Annotated in this window: 15 protein-coding genes; 8 read left to right on the forward strand and 7 right to left on the reverse strand. The window is 74.2% G+C overall.

The genetic code is table 11. The features are described from left to right. Window positions 1-22 precede the first annotated feature (22 nt). Window positions 23-712 (reverse strand): TIGR03089 family protein, encoded by a 690-nt coding sequence (locus BKA05_RS03995; protein WP_179530280.1) that lies wholly within the window; start codon window positions 710-712, stop codon window positions 23-25. A gap of 33 nt (window positions 713-745) precedes the next feature. Here BKA05_RS03995 and BKA05_RS04000 point away from each other — a divergent pair, with 33 nt between their 5' ends. Further along, window positions 746-1,813 carry a mannose-1-phosphate guanylyltransferase gene (locus tag BKA05_RS04000; protein ID WP_179530281.1) on the forward strand — a complete coding sequence of 356 codons (1,068 nt, stop codon included), beginning with the start codon at window positions 746-748 and terminating at the stop codon, window positions 1,811-1,813. Between the two features lie 20 nt (window positions 1,814-1,833). Here BKA05_RS04000 and BKA05_RS19500 read toward each other — a convergent pair whose 3' ends face one another. Genes BKA05_RS19500 through cofD form a run of 3 tightly spaced genes read right to left on the reverse strand, consistent with a single transcriptional unit; the run spans window position 1,834 to window position 4,678 of the window. After that, window positions 1,834-2,583 carry a DUF3105 domain-containing protein gene (locus BKA05_RS19500; RefSeq protein ID WP_179530282.1) on the reverse strand — a complete coding sequence of 250 codons (750 nt, stop codon included), beginning with the start codon at window positions 2,581-2,583 and terminating at the stop codon, window positions 1,834-1,836. A gap of 56 nt (window positions 2,584-2,639) precedes the next feature. Continuing rightward, window positions 2,640-3,650, reverse strand: a complete 1,011-nt coding sequence (gene cofE / locus BKA05_RS04010) for a coenzyme F420-0:L-glutamate ligase (protein ID WP_179530283.1) — start codon at window positions 3,648-3,650, stop codon at window positions 2,640-2,642. Then, window positions 3,647-4,678 carry a 2-phospho-L-lactate transferase gene (gene cofD / locus BKA05_RS04015; RefSeq protein ID WP_179530284.1) on the reverse strand — a complete coding sequence of 344 codons (1,032 nt, stop codon included), beginning with the start codon at window positions 4,676-4,678 and terminating at the stop codon, window positions 3,647-3,649. The genes cofE and cofD overlap by 4 nt, the downstream gene beginning before the upstream one ends. A gap of 162 nt (window positions 4,679-4,840) precedes the next feature. On the opposite strand from cofD, the gene BKA05_RS04020 reads away from it, so the two are divergent. From BKA05_RS04020 to BKA05_RS04030, 3 genes are all read left to right on the forward strand, one after another. Beyond that, on the forward strand, window positions 4,841-5,095 hold the full coding sequence (locus BKA05_RS04020) for a WhiB family transcriptional regulator (protein ID WP_179530285.1): 255 nt from the start codon (window positions 4,841-4,843) through the stop codon (window positions 5,093-5,095). A 72-nt stretch (window positions 5,096-5,167) separates the two neighbouring features. Beyond that, window positions 5,168-8,038, forward strand: a complete 2,871-nt coding sequence (locus BKA05_RS04025; protein WP_179530286.1) for a glycosyltransferase — start codon at window positions 5,168-5,170, stop codon at window positions 8,036-8,038. 11 nt (window positions 8,039-8,049) lie between these two features. Continuing rightward, the gene (locus BKA05_RS04030; protein ID WP_179530287.1) at window positions 8,050-9,393 is read left to right on the forward strand and encodes a DUF5719 family protein; all 1,344 of its coding nucleotides are present in this window, start codon (window positions 8,050-8,052) and stop codon (window positions 9,391-9,393) included. A gap of 4 nt (window positions 9,394-9,397) precedes the next feature. Here the strand turns inward: BKA05_RS04030 and BKA05_RS04035 are convergent, their stop codons facing one another. Continuing rightward, window positions 9,398-9,811 carry a metallopeptidase family protein gene (locus tag BKA05_RS04035; RefSeq protein WP_246289749.1) on the reverse strand — a complete coding sequence of 138 codons (414 nt, stop codon included), beginning with the start codon at window positions 9,809-9,811 and terminating at the stop codon, window positions 9,398-9,400. 50 nt (window positions 9,812-9,861) lie between these two features. On the opposite strand from BKA05_RS04035, the gene BKA05_RS04040 reads away from it, so the two are divergent. Genes BKA05_RS04040 through BKA05_RS04055 form a run of 4 tightly spaced genes read left to right on the forward strand, consistent with a single transcriptional unit; the run spans window position 9,862 to window position 12,834 of the window. Continuing rightward, window positions 9,862-10,221 (forward strand): DUF3499 domain-containing protein, encoded by a 360-nt coding sequence (locus BKA05_RS04040; protein ID WP_179530288.1) that lies wholly within the window; start codon window positions 9,862-9,864, stop codon window positions 10,219-10,221. 20 nt (window positions 10,222-10,241) lie between these two features. Further along, window positions 10,242-11,633 (forward strand): phosphomannomutase/phosphoglucomutase, encoded by a 1,392-nt coding sequence (locus BKA05_RS04045; protein WP_179530289.1) that lies wholly within the window; start codon window positions 10,242-10,244, stop codon window positions 11,631-11,633. Then, complete coding sequence (locus BKA05_RS19505) at window positions 11,630-11,809, forward strand: Trm112 family protein (RefSeq protein ID WP_179530290.1); 180 nt, start codon at window positions 11,630-11,632, stop codon at window positions 11,807-11,809. The genes BKA05_RS04045 and BKA05_RS19505 overlap by 4 nt, the downstream gene beginning before the upstream one ends. Next, entirely contained in the window at window positions 11,806-12,834 is a 1,029-nt protein-coding gene (locus BKA05_RS04055; protein ID WP_179530291.1) for an SIS domain-containing protein, read from the forward strand. The genes BKA05_RS19505 and BKA05_RS04055 overlap by 4 nt, the downstream gene beginning before the upstream one ends. 7 nt (window positions 12,835-12,841) lie before the next feature. On the opposite strand, the gene BKA05_RS04060 is transcribed toward BKA05_RS04055, so the two are convergent. After that, a complete protein-coding gene (locus BKA05_RS04060) occupies window positions 12,842-13,504 on the reverse strand; it encodes an AAA family ATPase (protein WP_218842266.1) in 663 nt (220 codons plus the stop codon). Between the two features lie 48 nt (window positions 13,505-13,552). Beyond that, window positions 13,553-15,073 carry an HNH endonuclease signature motif containing protein gene (locus BKA05_RS19975; protein ID WP_179530292.1) on the reverse strand — a complete coding sequence of 507 codons (1,521 nt, stop codon included), beginning with the start codon at window positions 15,071-15,073 and terminating at the stop codon, window positions 13,553-13,555. Window positions 15,074-15,099 lie beyond the last annotated feature (26 nt).

Raw genomic sequence — 15,099 nt, forward strand, 5'->3', positions numbered from 1 at the left:
CTGGTGGTCTGGGTGGGGAAGCTCAGAGGTGCCGCGCGGTGACGCGCTCGTCGGTCGCGACCGACTCGAGCCGGTCGTCGTCGGCACCCACGACCAGGACCAGCGAGCCGCTGCGGGCCAGCGGCTCGGTGAGGACGCAGATCCCCGGTGGGGAAGCCGGGTTCTGCGTCGACAGGAGGCGGCCGCCGTCGGCGAGGAGACTCCCGGTGGCGGCCGCTTCCCAGTCCGGCTCGCTGGGGCCGGGCGGGTTGAGGCCGGCGTACGCGTCGGGCTGGCCCCAGATCTCCACCCCGAGGTCGTGGACGCCGCCCGGCAGCGGGTCGGTGAAGCGCAGGCCCAGAGGGTGCAGCGCGGAGGCCACGACGGGCAGCGTGCCGGCGCGCGGCCCCCACGTGTCCAGACCGTCGGGACCGCACACCACGGCGTCGGGAGTGGACGTCCCGCCGGGGAAGGCGACCTCGAGACCGACGCTCCACGCCGCACCCAGGAACACCGGGCCCAACCAGTGGGAGGGCAGGTCGAGCAGCAGCACGTCCTCGTGGTCGAGGCCGAGCTCGTCCTCCAGCAGCCCGGCGGCCTTGGCCACCCAGTTGGCGTACGTCGTCAGCGACAGCTCGGTGCGCTCACCGGTCGTGACGTCGTAGAAGGTCAGGAACGGGCGCCCCGGGTCCCGGCGGACCTGGGCGGCGAGCAGATCGGCGAACGTGGTCACGCCCCGACCCTAGGCGTCACTAGGGTGAGGGCCATGATCGACAACTTCTGGGCCGTCGTCCCCGCCGGCGGTGCCGGCACCCGGCTGTGGCCGGTGAGCCGGGCGGGTGCGCCGAAGTTCCTCCGCGACCTGCGGGGGAGCGGGCGCACGCTGATCCAGGAGACCCACGACCGGTTGACCCCGCTCGCCGGCGACCGACTGATGGTGGTCACGGGCACCGCCCACGCCGCCGCCGTCGCCGACCAGCTGCCCGGGCTGCCGGCCGACGCGATCATCGCCGAGCCGTCGGCCCGCGACTCCATGGCCGCCATCGGGCTGGCCGCGGCGCTGCTCGAGCGTCGCGACCCGGACGCGGTGATGGGCTCGTTCGCGGCCGACCACGTCATCACCGACCAGCAGGGCTTCGCCGAGGCCGTGGGGACCGCGGTCGCCGTGGCCCGCGAGGGCTGGCTGGTCACCCTGGGCATCGAGCCGACCTTCCCCTCCTCGGCCTTCGGCTACATCCGCTCCGGTGCCGACCTCGACGGGCACCCGGGTGCCCAGCGCGTGGCGGCGTTCGTGGAGAAGCCCTCGGTCGAGGTCGCCACGGGCTACCTCGCCGAGGGCGGCTACCGCTGGAACGCCGGGATGTTCGTCGTCCGGCCGACCGTGCTGCTCGACCTGCTCGCCGAGTGGCACCCGCGCTTCGCCGCCTCCCTGCGGGCGATCGCCGCGGAGCCCGACACCCTGGCCACGGTGTGGCCCTCGCTGCCGAAGATCGCGCTCGACCACGCCGTTGCCGAGCCGGCGGCCGACGCGGGTCGCGTGGCGACGGTGCCGGCCTCCTTCGCCTGGGACGACATCGGCGACTTCGACTCCCTCGCCACGCTGCTGGCCGGGGACGAGCCCATGACCGTCCTGGGTGATGCCGCTGCCGTGCACGCGGTCGACGCCACCGGGCTGGTCGTCACCGCCGGCCGCACGGTCGCCGTTGTCGGCCTGGAGGACGTCGTGGTCGTCGACACCCCCGACGCGCTGCTGGTGACCTCCCGCGCCAGGGCGCAGGAGGTCAAGGCCGTGGTGGCCGCGCTGAAGGAGTCCGGCCGGACCGACCTGGTGTAGGTCGCCCCGGCCGGGACGCCTCACATCGCGACGTCGGGCTCCGGGCTGTCCTGCTGCGGGTACTCGCGGACGAAGCTGTCCACGGCCTCGCCGCTGGGGGAGTCGCAGTACTGCCACACCCCGACCTGCTCGCCCTCGGCCACGCCGACGCCGCCGGCCGACCAGTGGGTCAGGGCGACGTGCTTGCCGTCGGGGAAGTCGGCGCCGTCGGTCTCGGTCCACGGCGCGATGATGAAGGCGTTGCGACGGTCGGTGGTGTCGGAGAACTTCCGCGCGATCGCGCGCAGCTCGGTGAGCTGGTCGGCGTCGTCGGCGACGGTCTCGTCGTACCACATGATCGTGAAGCCGTGCTCGAGGTTGTGCACGAGCTGCTCGAGCTCGGGACGGTCGGACTCGGTGTAGAACTCACGACCGATCGGGACCGGTGCCTTGCCGAAGACGTTCCAGTGCGGGCCGAAGGCCGGCGGGGCGTCGTCGTAGAAGACCTGCTGGCCGTCGTCGACGTGGTTGCCGCTGCCCTCGGCGGACTTCGTGGTGACCTCGCCGCACACCGAGGCCGGGGCGCCGATGGCAGCCAGGTCGGTGTCGGAGAAGCCGCGCTGGTCCCACCAGCCCTTGATCGGCTGGTAGGCGGCGGCGGCCACGATCGCGACGGCGATCAGCGCGCACGTGCCGATGATGGCGAAGCTGCGGCGGCTCTCGGCTCCGCGCTGCTGCTTGCGGATCTTGTCGAGCTTCGCCTGTCGTTCGGACTTGACGGTCTTGGCCACGGTTCGGCAGTCCTCGTGTGGTGCGGTGGGGTGTGGTGCGCTGGTCGCGGGGGAGTCTACGGAGTGAGCGGGCGCAGCCGTGCCTCGACGTCGATATCGGGCCCGACACCGGACCCCTGGTCGAGACCCTCCCGCGGCACCCGGACCTCCCAGCCGAGCGCGAACGCCAGCACCTCCAGCAGCGGTACGACGCCGGGCGCGACGCCCACGAGCACGGCCCCGTCCTCCTCGCGGCAGGCGCGGGCCGTCACGGCCTCGACGGCCGATCGGGCCTCCTCGGCCGTGGCCGGGGCGCCGAACGGCGCACGGTCGGCGGGGTCGCCGACCAGCGCCCGGAGGACGGCCTCGCGGGCGCCGTACCCGAAGAGGTCCCCGCCCTCGGGGCGCACCAGCGCACGGGCTCCGGGGCCGTCGTCGTCGAGGGGGAGCACGAGGTCGGCCCGGCCGCGCACGAGGGCGAACGGGCGGCCGCCGAGCTTGCCCTGGGCGAGCTCCGCGGCGCCGGCCAGCTCGTCGGCGACGGCGGGGGCGGTGACCGCGAGCTCGTTGCCGTGACCGTCGACGCGGCCCGCGAAGTCCTCGGCGACCAGCAGCCCGGCGGCGCCGATGGCGATGTCGGTCTGCCCCTCGCGCCAGGCACGACCGGCGGTGTCGGTGACGACGACGCCCACCCGGGCGCCGGTGAGCTCGTGCAGGCGCCGGCGCAGCGCCGCCGCCGAGGCATCGGGGTCGAGGGGGAGGAGCAGCACGGTGCCGCGCTCGACGTTGGAGGCGTCGATCCCGGCCGCGGCCATGGTCAGGCCGTGGCGGGTGCGGGCGATCGTGGTCGGCCCGCGCCGGGCGACGACCCGGGCGCCGGGGGCGGACAGCTCCTCGTCGAGGGCGGTCCCACGGTCCCCGCGCCGGGCGCGGCCCTCGGCCTTGCTGACCACCTTGCTGGTCACCAGGACGATGTCGCCGTCCCGCAGCGGCTCGGCCAGCGCGCCGACCAGCAGCGCCGCGAGGTCGGTGCCCTCGGTGACCTCACCGACCCCGTCCGGTGCGCTGACGACCAGGTCTGCGCTCACGCGGTGGCTCCGGGAGCCACCAGGGAGACCGCCGCCGCGGCCATCGCGGCGGTCGCGTCCGGGTCGGTCATCATGAGCGGCACGGCCGCCGCCTCCAGCCCGGCGTCGCGCAGCGCGGGGAGGGCGTCCTCGTCACGGGTGTCGACCAGCCAGCCGTCCAGCACCCCGCCGCGCGAGCGGGCGCCGTAGTGGCGGCCGACGCCCGCGGCGCTGACCTCGACGCCGATGCTGGTCAGCATCTGCTCGGCCATGCCGCGCACGTGCGTGCCGCCGACGATGGGGGACAGGCCCACCACGCGGGCCGCGGTGTCGCGGACGGCCGCACGCAGTCCCGGCACGCCGAGGATGGTGCCGACGGACACGACCGGGTTCGACGGCGGCAGGACGACCAGCTCGGCGTCGCGGATCGCGTCGAGCACCCCCGGCGCGGGGGAGGACCGGTCCAGACCGATCATCACGACGGTCTCGGCGGGGACGGAGGCGCGCAGGCGGATCCAGTACTCCTGGAAGTGCATCACCCGACGACCGCTGGGCTCGTCGGGGTCGGCGACGGCCACGTGGGTCTCGACGCGGTCGTCGGTCATCGGCAGCAGCCGCAGGCCGTCGCCGTGGACGGGGGCCAACCAGCGCCGGCACAGCGCCTCGGTGACCGCCGAGAGCGGGTAGCCGGCCTCGAGCATCTGGGTGCGGACCAGGTGGGTCGCCACGTCCCGGTCGCCGAGCCCGAACCACGTCGGCTCGACGCCGTACTCGGCCAGCTCCGTGCGGACGCTCCAGGTCTCCTCGCGGCGTCCCCACCCGCGCTCGGGGTCGATCCCGTCGCCGAGGGTGTACATCACGGTGTCCAGGTCGGGGCACACCTTGAGCCCGTGGACCCAGATGTCGTCGGCGGTGTTGGCCACGACCGTGACCTGCGCCTCGGGGGAGACCCCGGGCACCTCGCCGCCGCGGATGCCGTGCAGGAGCCCCTGCAGGAAACGGGCACCGCCCATGCCGCCGGACAACACGGTGATGCGACTGATCTGCATGCCCTCACTCTGCCGCAGCGCCCCCGCGGGCTCCTGCGCGGGTGGCGAGAGGGACCAATACCAGACTTCCGCTTGACGGCAGTGCTACGACAGGCATGTAATTCCAACAGTGTTCTTCGGTGCCGGACGAGGAGCACACCAGGGTCGAAAGGGCGTTGAGCCATGAGAGAGCTGTTTCTGCTCGAGGCGGAGACCGAGGAAGGGTCGTGGCAGGAGCGCGCACTGTGCGCTCAGACCGACCCGGAGGCGTTCTTCCCCGAGAAGGGTGGATCCACCCGCGAGGCCAAGAAGGTCTGCCTCACCTGCGAGGTGCGCCAGGACTGTCTGGAGTCCGCGCTGAGCAACGACGAACGCTTCGGGATCTGGGGCGGTCTCTCCGAGAGGGAGCGGCGCAAGCTGAAGAAGCGCGCAGTCTGAGGTGAGCGTGGCCCCGGTCGTGACGACCGGGGCCGCTCGCATTTGAGAGTGCCCGCGCTACTGTCTGCGATCGTGTCCGCGGCAGGTCGGGGGGCGGTCGCCGCCCTCGTGGTGAGCCACGACGGCGCCCGTTGGCTGCCGCTCGTGATCGATGGTCTGCGCGCCCAGACCCGCGCGCCGGACCACGTCGTCTGCGTCGACACCGGCAGCCGGGACGAGGGGCCCGACCTCCTGGAGGCCGCCTTCGGCGCCGTCCGCTCGGCCCCGGCCGGCACGAGCTACCCCGAGGCGGTGCGGCTGGGGCTGGCCGAGGTCGGTGACGTCGAGTGGCTCTGGCTCCTGCACGACGACTCCACCCCGGCCCCCGACGCCCTCGAGCAGCTGCTCGCCGCCGCGCAGGACCACCCCGAGGCCGACCTGCTCGGCCCCAAGCTGCGCGAGTGGCCATCCTTGCGCCGCCTGCTCGAGGTCGGCGTCACCATCTCCGGCACCGGCCGCCGCGAGACCGGGCTCGAGCGCGGCGAGTACGACCAGGGCCAGCACGACGAGGTCCGCCGGGTCCTGGCCGTCAACAGCGCCGGCATGCTGGTGCGCCGCGAGGCCTTCGAGGCCCTCGGCGGGTTCGACGACCAGCTGCCCGTCTTCGGCAACGACCTCGACCTCGGCTGGCGCGCCGCCGCCGCCGGTCGCACGACGCTCGTGGTGCCACAGGCCGTGGTCTTCCACGCCGAGGCCGCCCACCGCGGCGTACGCCGCACGCCGCTCACCGGCAGGCACACCCACTTCCAGGAGCGCCGGGCCGCGCTGTTCACGCTGCTGGTCAACAGCCCCGGCCGCACCCTGCCCCTCCAGGTCGTCCGACTCACCCTCGGCACCCTCCTGCGGGTGCTCGGGTTCCTGCTCGTGCGCTCGCCCGGCGAGGCGCTCGACGAGCTCGCGGCCCTGGTGTCGCTGCGGCCGCGGTCGCTGCTGCGGGCCCGGCGGGAGCGGTCGGGCCGCGGGGGCGCCGACGTACGCCGGTTGCTGGCCCCGTGGTGGCTGCCCTACCGGCACGGCCTGGACCTCGTGGGCGGGGTCGTGGCGGCCGCGGGCAACCAGGCCGCCGACGTCGCCGAGCGCCGACGGATCGCGGCCGCCGAGCGCGACCCGGAGTCCTTCGCCGCCCGCCGTCCGGTCGAGGAGGACGACGTCCTCGAGGCGGACTCTGGCTGGGTCGCCCGCTTCCTGTCCAACCCGGTGGCGGTCCTGCTGGCGGTGGTCGTCCTCGTCAGCCTGGTCGGCGCGCGGGCGGCCTTCGGTCCGGTGACCGGCGGTGCGCTCTCACCGGCCCCGCAGGGCGTCGGCGACTGGTGGCGGCTGCACCTGGAGTCGTGGCACCCGCTCGGGGCCGGGACCGCGGTGCCCGCCCCGCCGTACCTGCTGCCGATGGCCCTGCTCGGCACCCTGCTCGGCGGCAGCGCCACCGCGGCCGTCTCGGCGGTGATGCTGCTGGCCGTGCCCGTCTCCCTCTGGGGCGCCTGGCGGCTGCTGGGCCTGCTGGGTCGGCTGGTCAGTCCGCGCGGGCTGCCCCGCTGGCTGCTGCTGTGGGGTGCCGTGGCCTACGCCCTGGTGCCGGCCACCAGCGGTGCGTGGGGCCAGGGCCGGCTCGGCGTCGTGGCCGCCGTGGCCGTGCTGCCCTGGCTGGCCCACGCCGCGGTGGGCTTCGCGGACCCCGAGGCCGACCGTCGGTGGCGCGCGGCCTGGCGCAGCGGCGTGCTGCTCGCCCTGCTGGTCGCCTTCGCGCCCGTCGCCTGGCTGCTGGCGCTGGTGCTGGCCGGGCTCGGTGTGGCGGCCGCAGCCGGTCTGGTGCCGGACGCGGGTCGCCGTCGGTCGGCCTGGGGGCCACCCGCCCTGGCACTCGGTCTCCCCGTCGTCCTGCTGCTGCCGTGGTGGCTCCCGGCGATCCAGCACCGCGCCGCCGAGGGGCTGCTGCTCGGGGCAGGCCGACTGCCGGCCCCGATGCCCGACGGGCTCGACGTCCTCGCCGGTCGGCTCGGCGGCCTGGGCGCACCCGCCTGGACCGGCCTGCTGGTGGTCGTCCTCGCGCTGGTGGCACTGTGGCCGCGCCCGACCCGCATCCCGGTGCTGATCTGCTGGTTGCTGGCCGCGGTCACCGCGCTGCTCACCCTGGTGCTCTCCTGGGTGACCCTCGACGTGGCCGGCGGCTCCACCCCCGCCTCCGTGGCGGTGCTGGTCGTCGTCTGGCAGGGCGCCCTCGTGACCGCCGTGGTGCTGGGCGCCCTCGGGGCCGTGGAGCTGCGCCGCGCCTCCTCCACCCCGATGCCGACCCCCTGGCGGACCGGACTGGTCGCCCTCGGCGTCGTCGCCGCGCTCGTCCCGCTCGTCGGGCTGGGCTGGTTCGCCGGCGGTGAGCACCGGCTGGTCGAGGAGGACGCGGCCGGCGTCCCGGCGTACATGGTGCAGAGCGCGGCCCAGGCCCCCGAGCGGGGGATCCTGGTGCTCACCGGCTCGGTGCGCGACGGCGTCGACTACGTCGTGCGCCGCGGCGACGGCGTGAGCGTGGGCGAGGACGAGGTCCTCGGTCTCTCGCCCCGCGACCCGGCACTGGCCGAGCTGGTGCGCCGGGCCGTCAGCGAGCCCGACGACGCGCTGGCCACCGACCTGTCCGAGCGCGGCATCGAGTACGTCGTGCTGCCCGCGCCCGCCGACGGCGACGTCGCCTCGGTGCTCGACGCGGCGGCGGGCCTGGTGCAGGCCTCCGCCGAGGACCGCGCCACGCGGGCGTGGCGGGTCTCCCGGGAGCCGGCACCCGACGCCCTGGACGGCCCCGGCTCGTGGCTGCGGCCCGTGCTCCTGCTGGTGCAGCTCGCAGCCCTGGTGGTGGCACTGGTCCAGTGCGCCCCCACCCGAGGTGCCAGCCGGACCGAGGGGAGCCGCACGTGAGACGCCCCGCCGTGAGCCGCCTCGCGGTCGTGACCGCGGCCGTGCCGGTCCTCGCGATCTGCGCGGCGCTGCTGGCCGACGCGGACGTGCAGGTCGAGCCGGTCGACCGGGCACCGAGCGAGGTGCCGCTGGCGCGCACCGACCTGGTCTGCCCCACCGGGAGCGAGGCCGGCGGTGTCTTCATCGCCTCCGACGCCGGTGAGGCCGGCGAGGTGCAGGCGGTGGCCGGGGGCAGGGCCAGCGAGCCCCGCACCGTCGAGGTGTCGCCCGACCGGCGCGTCGACCTCGACGACGCCACGCGCGTGAGCGGTGTCGGGGCTCTGGCCCGTGGCCTGGTCGTCCAGCGGTGGTCGACACCCGGGCTGCGGGCCGTGGACTGCCCCGCGACGAGCAGCGACCAGTGGTTCACCGGGGTGGGTGCCGGCGCCGAGCACACCTCGGTGCTGGAGCTGCACAACCCCGACACCGGCCCCGCGACCGCGACCATCACGGTGCTCGGCCAGTCCGGACCGGTGGGCGCCGGTGGACGGCTGCGCGGGGTGTCCGTGGCCGGTGGGGCCACGGTCCGGCTCGACCTCGGGTCGGAGATCCCGAAGCGCGAGGAGCTCGCGCTGCACGTGACGACCGAGCGGGGGCGGCTGGCGGCGACGGTGATCGACGCGTTCGTGCCGATCGGTCGCGGCGAGACGACCAAGGAGTACCTCAGCGGTCAGCGCGAGCCGGCCACCTCCCAGCTGCTCCTGGGTCTGCCCGACGGCGTCGACGACCCGGAGGTGGTCGTCGCGAACACCTCCGACAGCGCTTCGAGGGTGTCGCTGCGGCTGGTCACGGCCGAGGCGACCTTCACGCCCACGGAGCTGGAGGAGGTGCTGGTCGACCCGGCGAGCGTCCGGCGCTTCTCCATCACCAAGCTCCTGCGCTCCGACGTCGCGGAGGGGGTGCTCGGCATCGAGGTGGTCTCCTCCCAGCCGGCCACCGCGTCCTTCCGTGGACGGGTCCGTGGTGACCTGCTCTCCATCGTCCCGGCGGGGCCGGTCACCGAGGCGACGCTGGTGCCGGTCGCCCACCCCGGGGCGCGACTGGTCCTCGGGGGTGCGGAGACGCTCGGCACGGTCGAGGTCGTGTCCTACGACGGCCGGGGCCGCGAGGTCGGCAGCAAGGTGGTCGAGATCGGCCCCGAGGCCGCGGTCGAGGTGAAGGTCCCGGGGCGGGCCGCGCTGCTGCGGGTGGAGCCGCAGGACACCTCGGTCGAGGGCGCGCTGGTGCTCACCAACGCCGACGGTGCGGCGGTCGTCGGGCTGCGCGAGCTGCTGCGCGAGGGGCTGGTGCCCGACGTGCGCCCCGGCCTGCGGTGAGGCCTCAGTCCTCGGCGGTGTAGCGCGGGTCGACGACCGACGGGTCGACACCGAGGAGCTCGGCCACCTGCTCGACCACCACGGTCAGCACGAGCGCCTCGAGGTCGCTGCGGCGCTCGGCACGGTGCTCGATGGGACGCCGGAACACCACGAGGCGGGTCGGCTCCTCGCCGGCCCCGCGGACCAGCGAGGACAGCGGGACGGTCGGGCTGTCCCAGTCGTCGGGGACCTGGGGGGCGTCCTCCACGGCGTACTCGACGAGGCCCAGGCGGTCGGCCCAGCGCTCCTCGATCGTGGTGACCACGTCCAGGACGAGGTCGTCGAAGCGCTCGCGCCGGGTCCGGAGGACGGGGCGACCGGGCTCGAGCGGCAGGACACCGGGGCCGCGCATGCCGCGTCCCCGGCGGTCACGAGTCATGTCCGCGAGCCTAGTCGCCGTGCGGAGGTGGGCCGGGTAGCGTCTGCCGCGTGAGTCCCGCCCGTCGCTGCAGCCGCACCGCCTGCGGTCGTCCGGCGGTCATGACGCTCACCTACGTCTACGCCGACCAGACCGCCGTGCTGGGCCCGCTGGCGACCTACGCCGAGCCGCACGCCTACGACCTGTGCGAGGCGCACAGCGAGCGGCTCTCCGCGCCGCGGGGCTGGGAGGTGCTGCGACTGGCGCAGCCGGCACCCCCGGGGCCGAGCAACGACGACCTGCTGGCGCTGGCCGACGCGGTCCGTGAGGCCGGACGCCCGCAACCCCCGCGGCGCGTCGCCCCCGAGCAGGAGACCGGCCGCGAGACGGGGCGCAAGGGACACCTGCGGGTCCTGACCACGGACCACTGAGGGACCACTAAGGTCGTGGCATGGCCGACACCCTGAGTGCCGAGAACGTCCACGCCATCTTCAAGGCCTACGACGTCCGCGGCACCGTCCCCGACCAGCTCGACGAGGCCCTGGCCCTCGCCACCGGACGCGCGTACGTCCGCGTCGTGGGGGCGAGCACCGTCGTGGTCGGTCACGACATGCGGCCCAGCTCGCCGGGGATGGCCGGTGCCTTCGCGCAGGGCGCCTCCGAGGCCGGCGCCGACGTCATCATGATCGGGCTGGCCTCCACCGACCAGCTCTACTTCGCCTCCGGGCACCTCGGTCATCCCGGTGCGATGTTCACCGCGAGCCACAACCCAGCCCAGTACAACGGCATCAAGATGTGCCGCGCCCACGCGGTGCCGGTCGGTGCCGACACCGGGCTGCACGAGATCCGCGACCTGATCGCCTCCGGGGCCGTCACGGACGGGTTCACTCCCGCCCCGCAGGCCGGTGCGATCAGCGAGCACGACGTGCTGGAGGCCTACGCCGCGCATCTGCTCTCGCTGGCCCCCGTCACGGGTCGGCGGCTCAAGGTCGTCGCCGACGCCGGCAACGGCATGGCCGGCTGGACCGCCCCGGCGGTCTTCAACCGGATCGGTCCCGAGCAGGTCGAGCTGGTCCCGATGTACTTCGAGCTCGACGGCACCTTCCCGAACCACGAGGCCAACCCGCTCGACGAGACCACGCTGGCCGACCTCAAGGCGCGGGTGCTCGCGGAGCGTGCCGACATCGGCCTGGCCTTCGACGGGGACGCGGACCGCTGCTTCCTCGTCGACGAGCAGGGCCGCGCGGTCTCGCCGTCGACGCTGACGGCGCTGATCGCGGCCCGCGAGCTGGCCAAGGAGCCGGGCTCGACGGTGATCCACAACCTGATCACCTCCCGGGCGGTGCCCGAGCTGGTGACCGAGCTGGGTGGCACGCCGGTGCGCACGCGGGTGGGGCACTCCTTCATCAAGGCCACGATGGCCGAGACCGACGCGATCTTCGGCGGCGAGCACTCGGGCCACTTCTACTTCCGTGACTTCTGGCGTGCCGACTCGGGCATGCTCGCCGCGCTGCACGCGCTGGCCGCCCTCGCGGGCGCCGACGTCACGCTGAGCGAGCTGCTGGCGGCGTACGAGCGCTACCCGATGTCGGGGGAGATCAACTCCGAGGTCGAGGACCAGGCGGCGGTGATGGACGCCCTCGAGGCGGAGTTCGCCGGGCGCGAGGGCGTCACGACGGACCGGCTCGACGGGCTGAGCGTGACGCACGCCGACTGGACGTTCAACGTGCGTCCCTCCAACACCGAGCCGCTGCTGCGGCTCAACGCCGAGGGACGCGACGAGCAGACGATGGCTGCCGTGCGCGACGACGTGCTGGCGAAGATCCGTGGAGGAGTGGCGTGAACATCGACCCGGCCCTGATGGAGATCATCGTGTGCCCCGACTGCCACGGGGACCTGGCGCCCGCTGCCGGCCCCGACGGGTCCGACGAGCTGGTGTGCCAGGGGACGTGCGGGCGTGCCTACCCGGTGCGCGACGACATCCCGGTGCTGCTGGTCGACGAGGCCCGCACTCCGTGACCTGGTTCGACGAGGCCCGCCTCGACGACGACTCGGCCCTCGGCTCCATCGACCTGCGGCTGCGCCACCTGGCGGAGTCGGGGTCACGGGTGCGTCGCGAGGTCGGCGACGCCTCGGAGGCGGCCGACGGCGCGGTCGAGCGTGCCCGTGAGCTGGACCGTCCTCGGGCGGTCATCGCGGCCGGCCCGGACTCCCGGCTGCTGCGCGCCGTGCTCGAGCCGTGGTGCCCGGTGCCGTTCGTCGCCTGGCCCGGTCCCGCGCTGCCCGGCTGGGCGGGCAGCCTCGACCTCGTCGTGGTCCTCGCCCCCGACGGCAGTGACAGCGGGACGGCCTCCGCCGTCGCCGAGGCCGTGCGCCGCGGGTGCCAGGTGGTCGTCGCCTGCCCGCCGGGCTCGCTGGTCGCCGAGCACACCGTCGGCCGCTACGCCACGGTCCTGCCCTCGACCACCGGTGACCAGCTCGCCGCCGCCGTGGTGATGCTCTCCTACCTGCACCGCGTCCAGCTCGGCCCCGAGACCGCGCCCGACTCCGTCGCCGACGCCCTGGACCAGGTCGCGATGGACTGCGGCCCGCGCAAGGACCTCGCCGTCAACGAGGCGAAGATGCTGGCGATCGCGCTCGCCGACGCGACGCCCGTCGTGTGGGGAGGCTCGGTCCTCGCGGCCCGTGCCGCCCGCCGCGTCGCCGAGCAGGTACGCCGCGCCTCCGGCCGCACCGCCATCGCCGGCGACGCCGAGCACCTGCTCCCCGTCATCGAGGCCGCCCGACCCCGCGACGTCTTCGACGACCCGTTCGCCGAGGGCGGCTCCGGCCCCCGCCCCGTTCTCGTCGTCCTCGACGACGGCTCCGAGGACGCCACCGTCCGCGAGCAGCGCGGCCGGCTGCAGGCCACCGCCGCCGAGCGCGGCGTGCGCGTCGAGACCCTCACCAGCGAGGCGCCCACCGAGGTCGCGCGCTACGCCTCGCTGATGCTCTCGGGCACCTACGCCTCGGAGTACCTCCGGTTGGGGCTCGTCGAGGACTGACCGGACGTCATTCGTCGTCGTCCTCGATGAAGCCGGTCTCCGGATCGATCGCCCTGAGGAAGTCCCGGATGCCGTCCACGTGCCCGAGCCCGTCGACTGGTGAGTGGTCCGACGTGGCGGAGCTGAAGCCGTAGCCACCGTGCCGGTGGTTCAGCCAGTGGTAGTCGTAGACCCCCGGCGCGCGTCGCGTCACCGCGAACTCCTCGCCCTCGACCACGATCGTGAGCGGTCCCTCCTCGGGAGTCGGGACCTCGAACCGGTCGACGTAGCCAGCAGCGGTCTGGAGGTCGACGGGGAAGTCGTCGGCGTCGGCGCCCCTCCGGTCCTCGATCCGCGCGAGCACGGTCCGGCGGTCCGTGGCGAGGTAGATGGTCTCTGGCGTGGTCCCGTGCTCGGCCGCGAGAGCGCGCCACTCGCTGCGCATGGCTCGCGACCAGAACGAGAAGTCGAGCACCACGGCCTGGCCGGCGCCCAGGAGAGCGGCCAGCTGTGTGCGCAGCAGGTCGCGAACCTCGTCGCGCACGATGGCCGGCACCTCACCTGACCTGATGCCACGGGCCCAGAGGTGGCCGTCGAACGAGAGGCGCACCATCCCCGCCCCCTCGAGGCGACGTGCGTACGTCGTCTTGCCGGCCCCCGACGGCCCGCACATGAAGATCACCCGGGTCACGGCTGCACTGTGGCAGCGGTGTGAGACGAGCGCACGCGAGTTGCGCGCTCAGAGCTGGGTGGTGCCGTCGGGGTGGACGAGGAACCGGATGCCGTGGGGGCTGGTCCAGAGCCAGGTGGTGGGGGTGAGCTGGTGGTAGTCCCAGGCCACGGTGGTCGTGCTTGTCGAGGCCGGGGATGGGTGGGTCTTGGCTCGGTGGTGTCGCCTGCACAAGGGGGCGAGGGTGTCGGTGGCTGTTTGGCCGGGTGGTCCGCCCTCGTCTGGTGGGACGTACTCCTCGATGTGGTCGAGGTCGACCCTTGCTGAGGTGCGGGTGCAGTGCGGGAAGACGCAGGTCGTGCGCTTGAGCTTGACGCGCTGGCTGATGCGGTCGGGGATCTCGTAGGAGTCCACGGCGATCTGGTCGTGCAGGTCCACCACGGGCTTGACGGTGATCTGGGTGCCGGGGACGGCGAGCCACTCGCGGACGGTGTCGGCGGTGAGGGTCTGGTGGTGGTTCTCGAGGCGGGCGAGGTGGAGGCCGAGCTTCCCGGTGTCGGGGTCGATCTCCGGGGTGCCTGCCAGGGCTGATTCCGACAGGTGGAGGTGGAGGACGACCTGGCGGGGGTTGCGGGGTGGTCTCGACGCCCGCTCCTCGCTGGCGCTCGTCGCTGCTCGACCACCTGCGTCGGTGCCGTCGGTCCCTGCTCGAGCACCTGGCTCGGCCGGTGAGGTGTCGAGGTCGAGGGTGAGGTCGCCGCGGCTGAGGTAGCCCAGGGCCTTGGCGCGGCGGACGTCGAGGGTGTCGGTGGAGCCGGCGGCAAGGAGCTGGTCGGCGATGGTGCGGATGGCGTGCTCGAGCTCTTCGGCGTCGGCGCGGTCCAGCAGGCCGGTCAGGTGGACACCGGACGCGGTGCCGATGGTCCAGGCGGTGGTGAGGTCGAGGTGGACGTGGAGAGACGCGGCGGTGTCGACCTCCTCCATCTCACATCCCTCGGGGTCGAACCGTGCTGTGGCCTCGGCCGCGAGCCGCTTGACGGTGGCGAAGGAGGCGGTGTGGACGACGTGGGCCAGGTGGGCGTCGACGAACGCAGCGGCCTCGGCGGTGAGGGTGCGGGTGACCTCGGTGACCCGCCGGATGCGCCACACCTGCACCTGGCCGTCGAGGAGTCGCTGCCAGATCTTCGGCAGCCGGTGCTTGGCCTCGACCGCGTCGGAGAGCAGGGCCCGCCCGGAGTCGGTGGAACGGCCGAGGGCGGCGGCGAGCTCGATGACCGCGAATTCCGAGACCTCGGGGGCGCCGGGGCCGGCGAGCTGGAGCATGGTGTCGGCGCCGGGCATCCCGAAACGGGCGACCCAGGCGTTCTCGGCGGCGGTGTGGGCGTCGTCGTCGGCCAGCCCGTAGGTGCCGTAGAGGTCGGGGAGCAGCTGGCCGGTGGTGTGCCGGTCGGCCCAGGCGGCGACGGTGATGAAGAGCTGCCGGTCGGCGTCGTCGGCGGCCTGCTTCTGCGCGACGGCGAGGGACAGCAGGTCACCGGTCGGGACAGGAGCGGTGTCCTGTGCCGAGTGATCCTGGTGCCCGAGTGCCATGACCAGATTCTACTAGAACAAGTGTT

Origin of the sequence: Nocardioides marinus (assembly GCF_013408145.1) — a bacterium.
Classification (GTDB): Bacteria; Actinomycetota; Actinomycetes; order Propionibacteriales; family Nocardioidaceae; genus Nocardioides; species Nocardioides marinus.

Coding starts and splice junctions, on each gene's coding strand:
- BKA05_RS04045 (WP_179530289.1), top strand. CDS start 10,242: ATGGCCGACACCCTGAGTGCCGAGAACGTCCACGCCATCTTCAAGGCC.
- BKA05_RS19975 (WP_179530292.1), bottom strand. CDS start 15,073: ATGGCACTCGGGCACCAGGATCACTCGGCACAGGACACCGCTCCTGTC.
- cofD (WP_179530284.1), bottom strand. CDS start 4,678: ATGCAGATCAGTCGCATCACCGTGTTGTCCGGCGGCATGGGCGGTGCC.
- BKA05_RS04020 (WP_179530285.1), top strand. CDS start 4,841: ATGAGAGAGCTGTTTCTGCTCGAGGCGGAGACCGAGGAAGGGTCGTGG.
- BKA05_RS04000 (WP_179530281.1), top strand. CDS start 746: ATGATCGACAACTTCTGGGCCGTCGTCCCCGCCGGCGGTGCCGGCACC.
- BKA05_RS04035 (WP_246289749.1), bottom strand. CDS start 9,811: ATGACTCGTGACCGCCGGGGACGCGGCATGCGCGGCCCCGGTGTCCTG.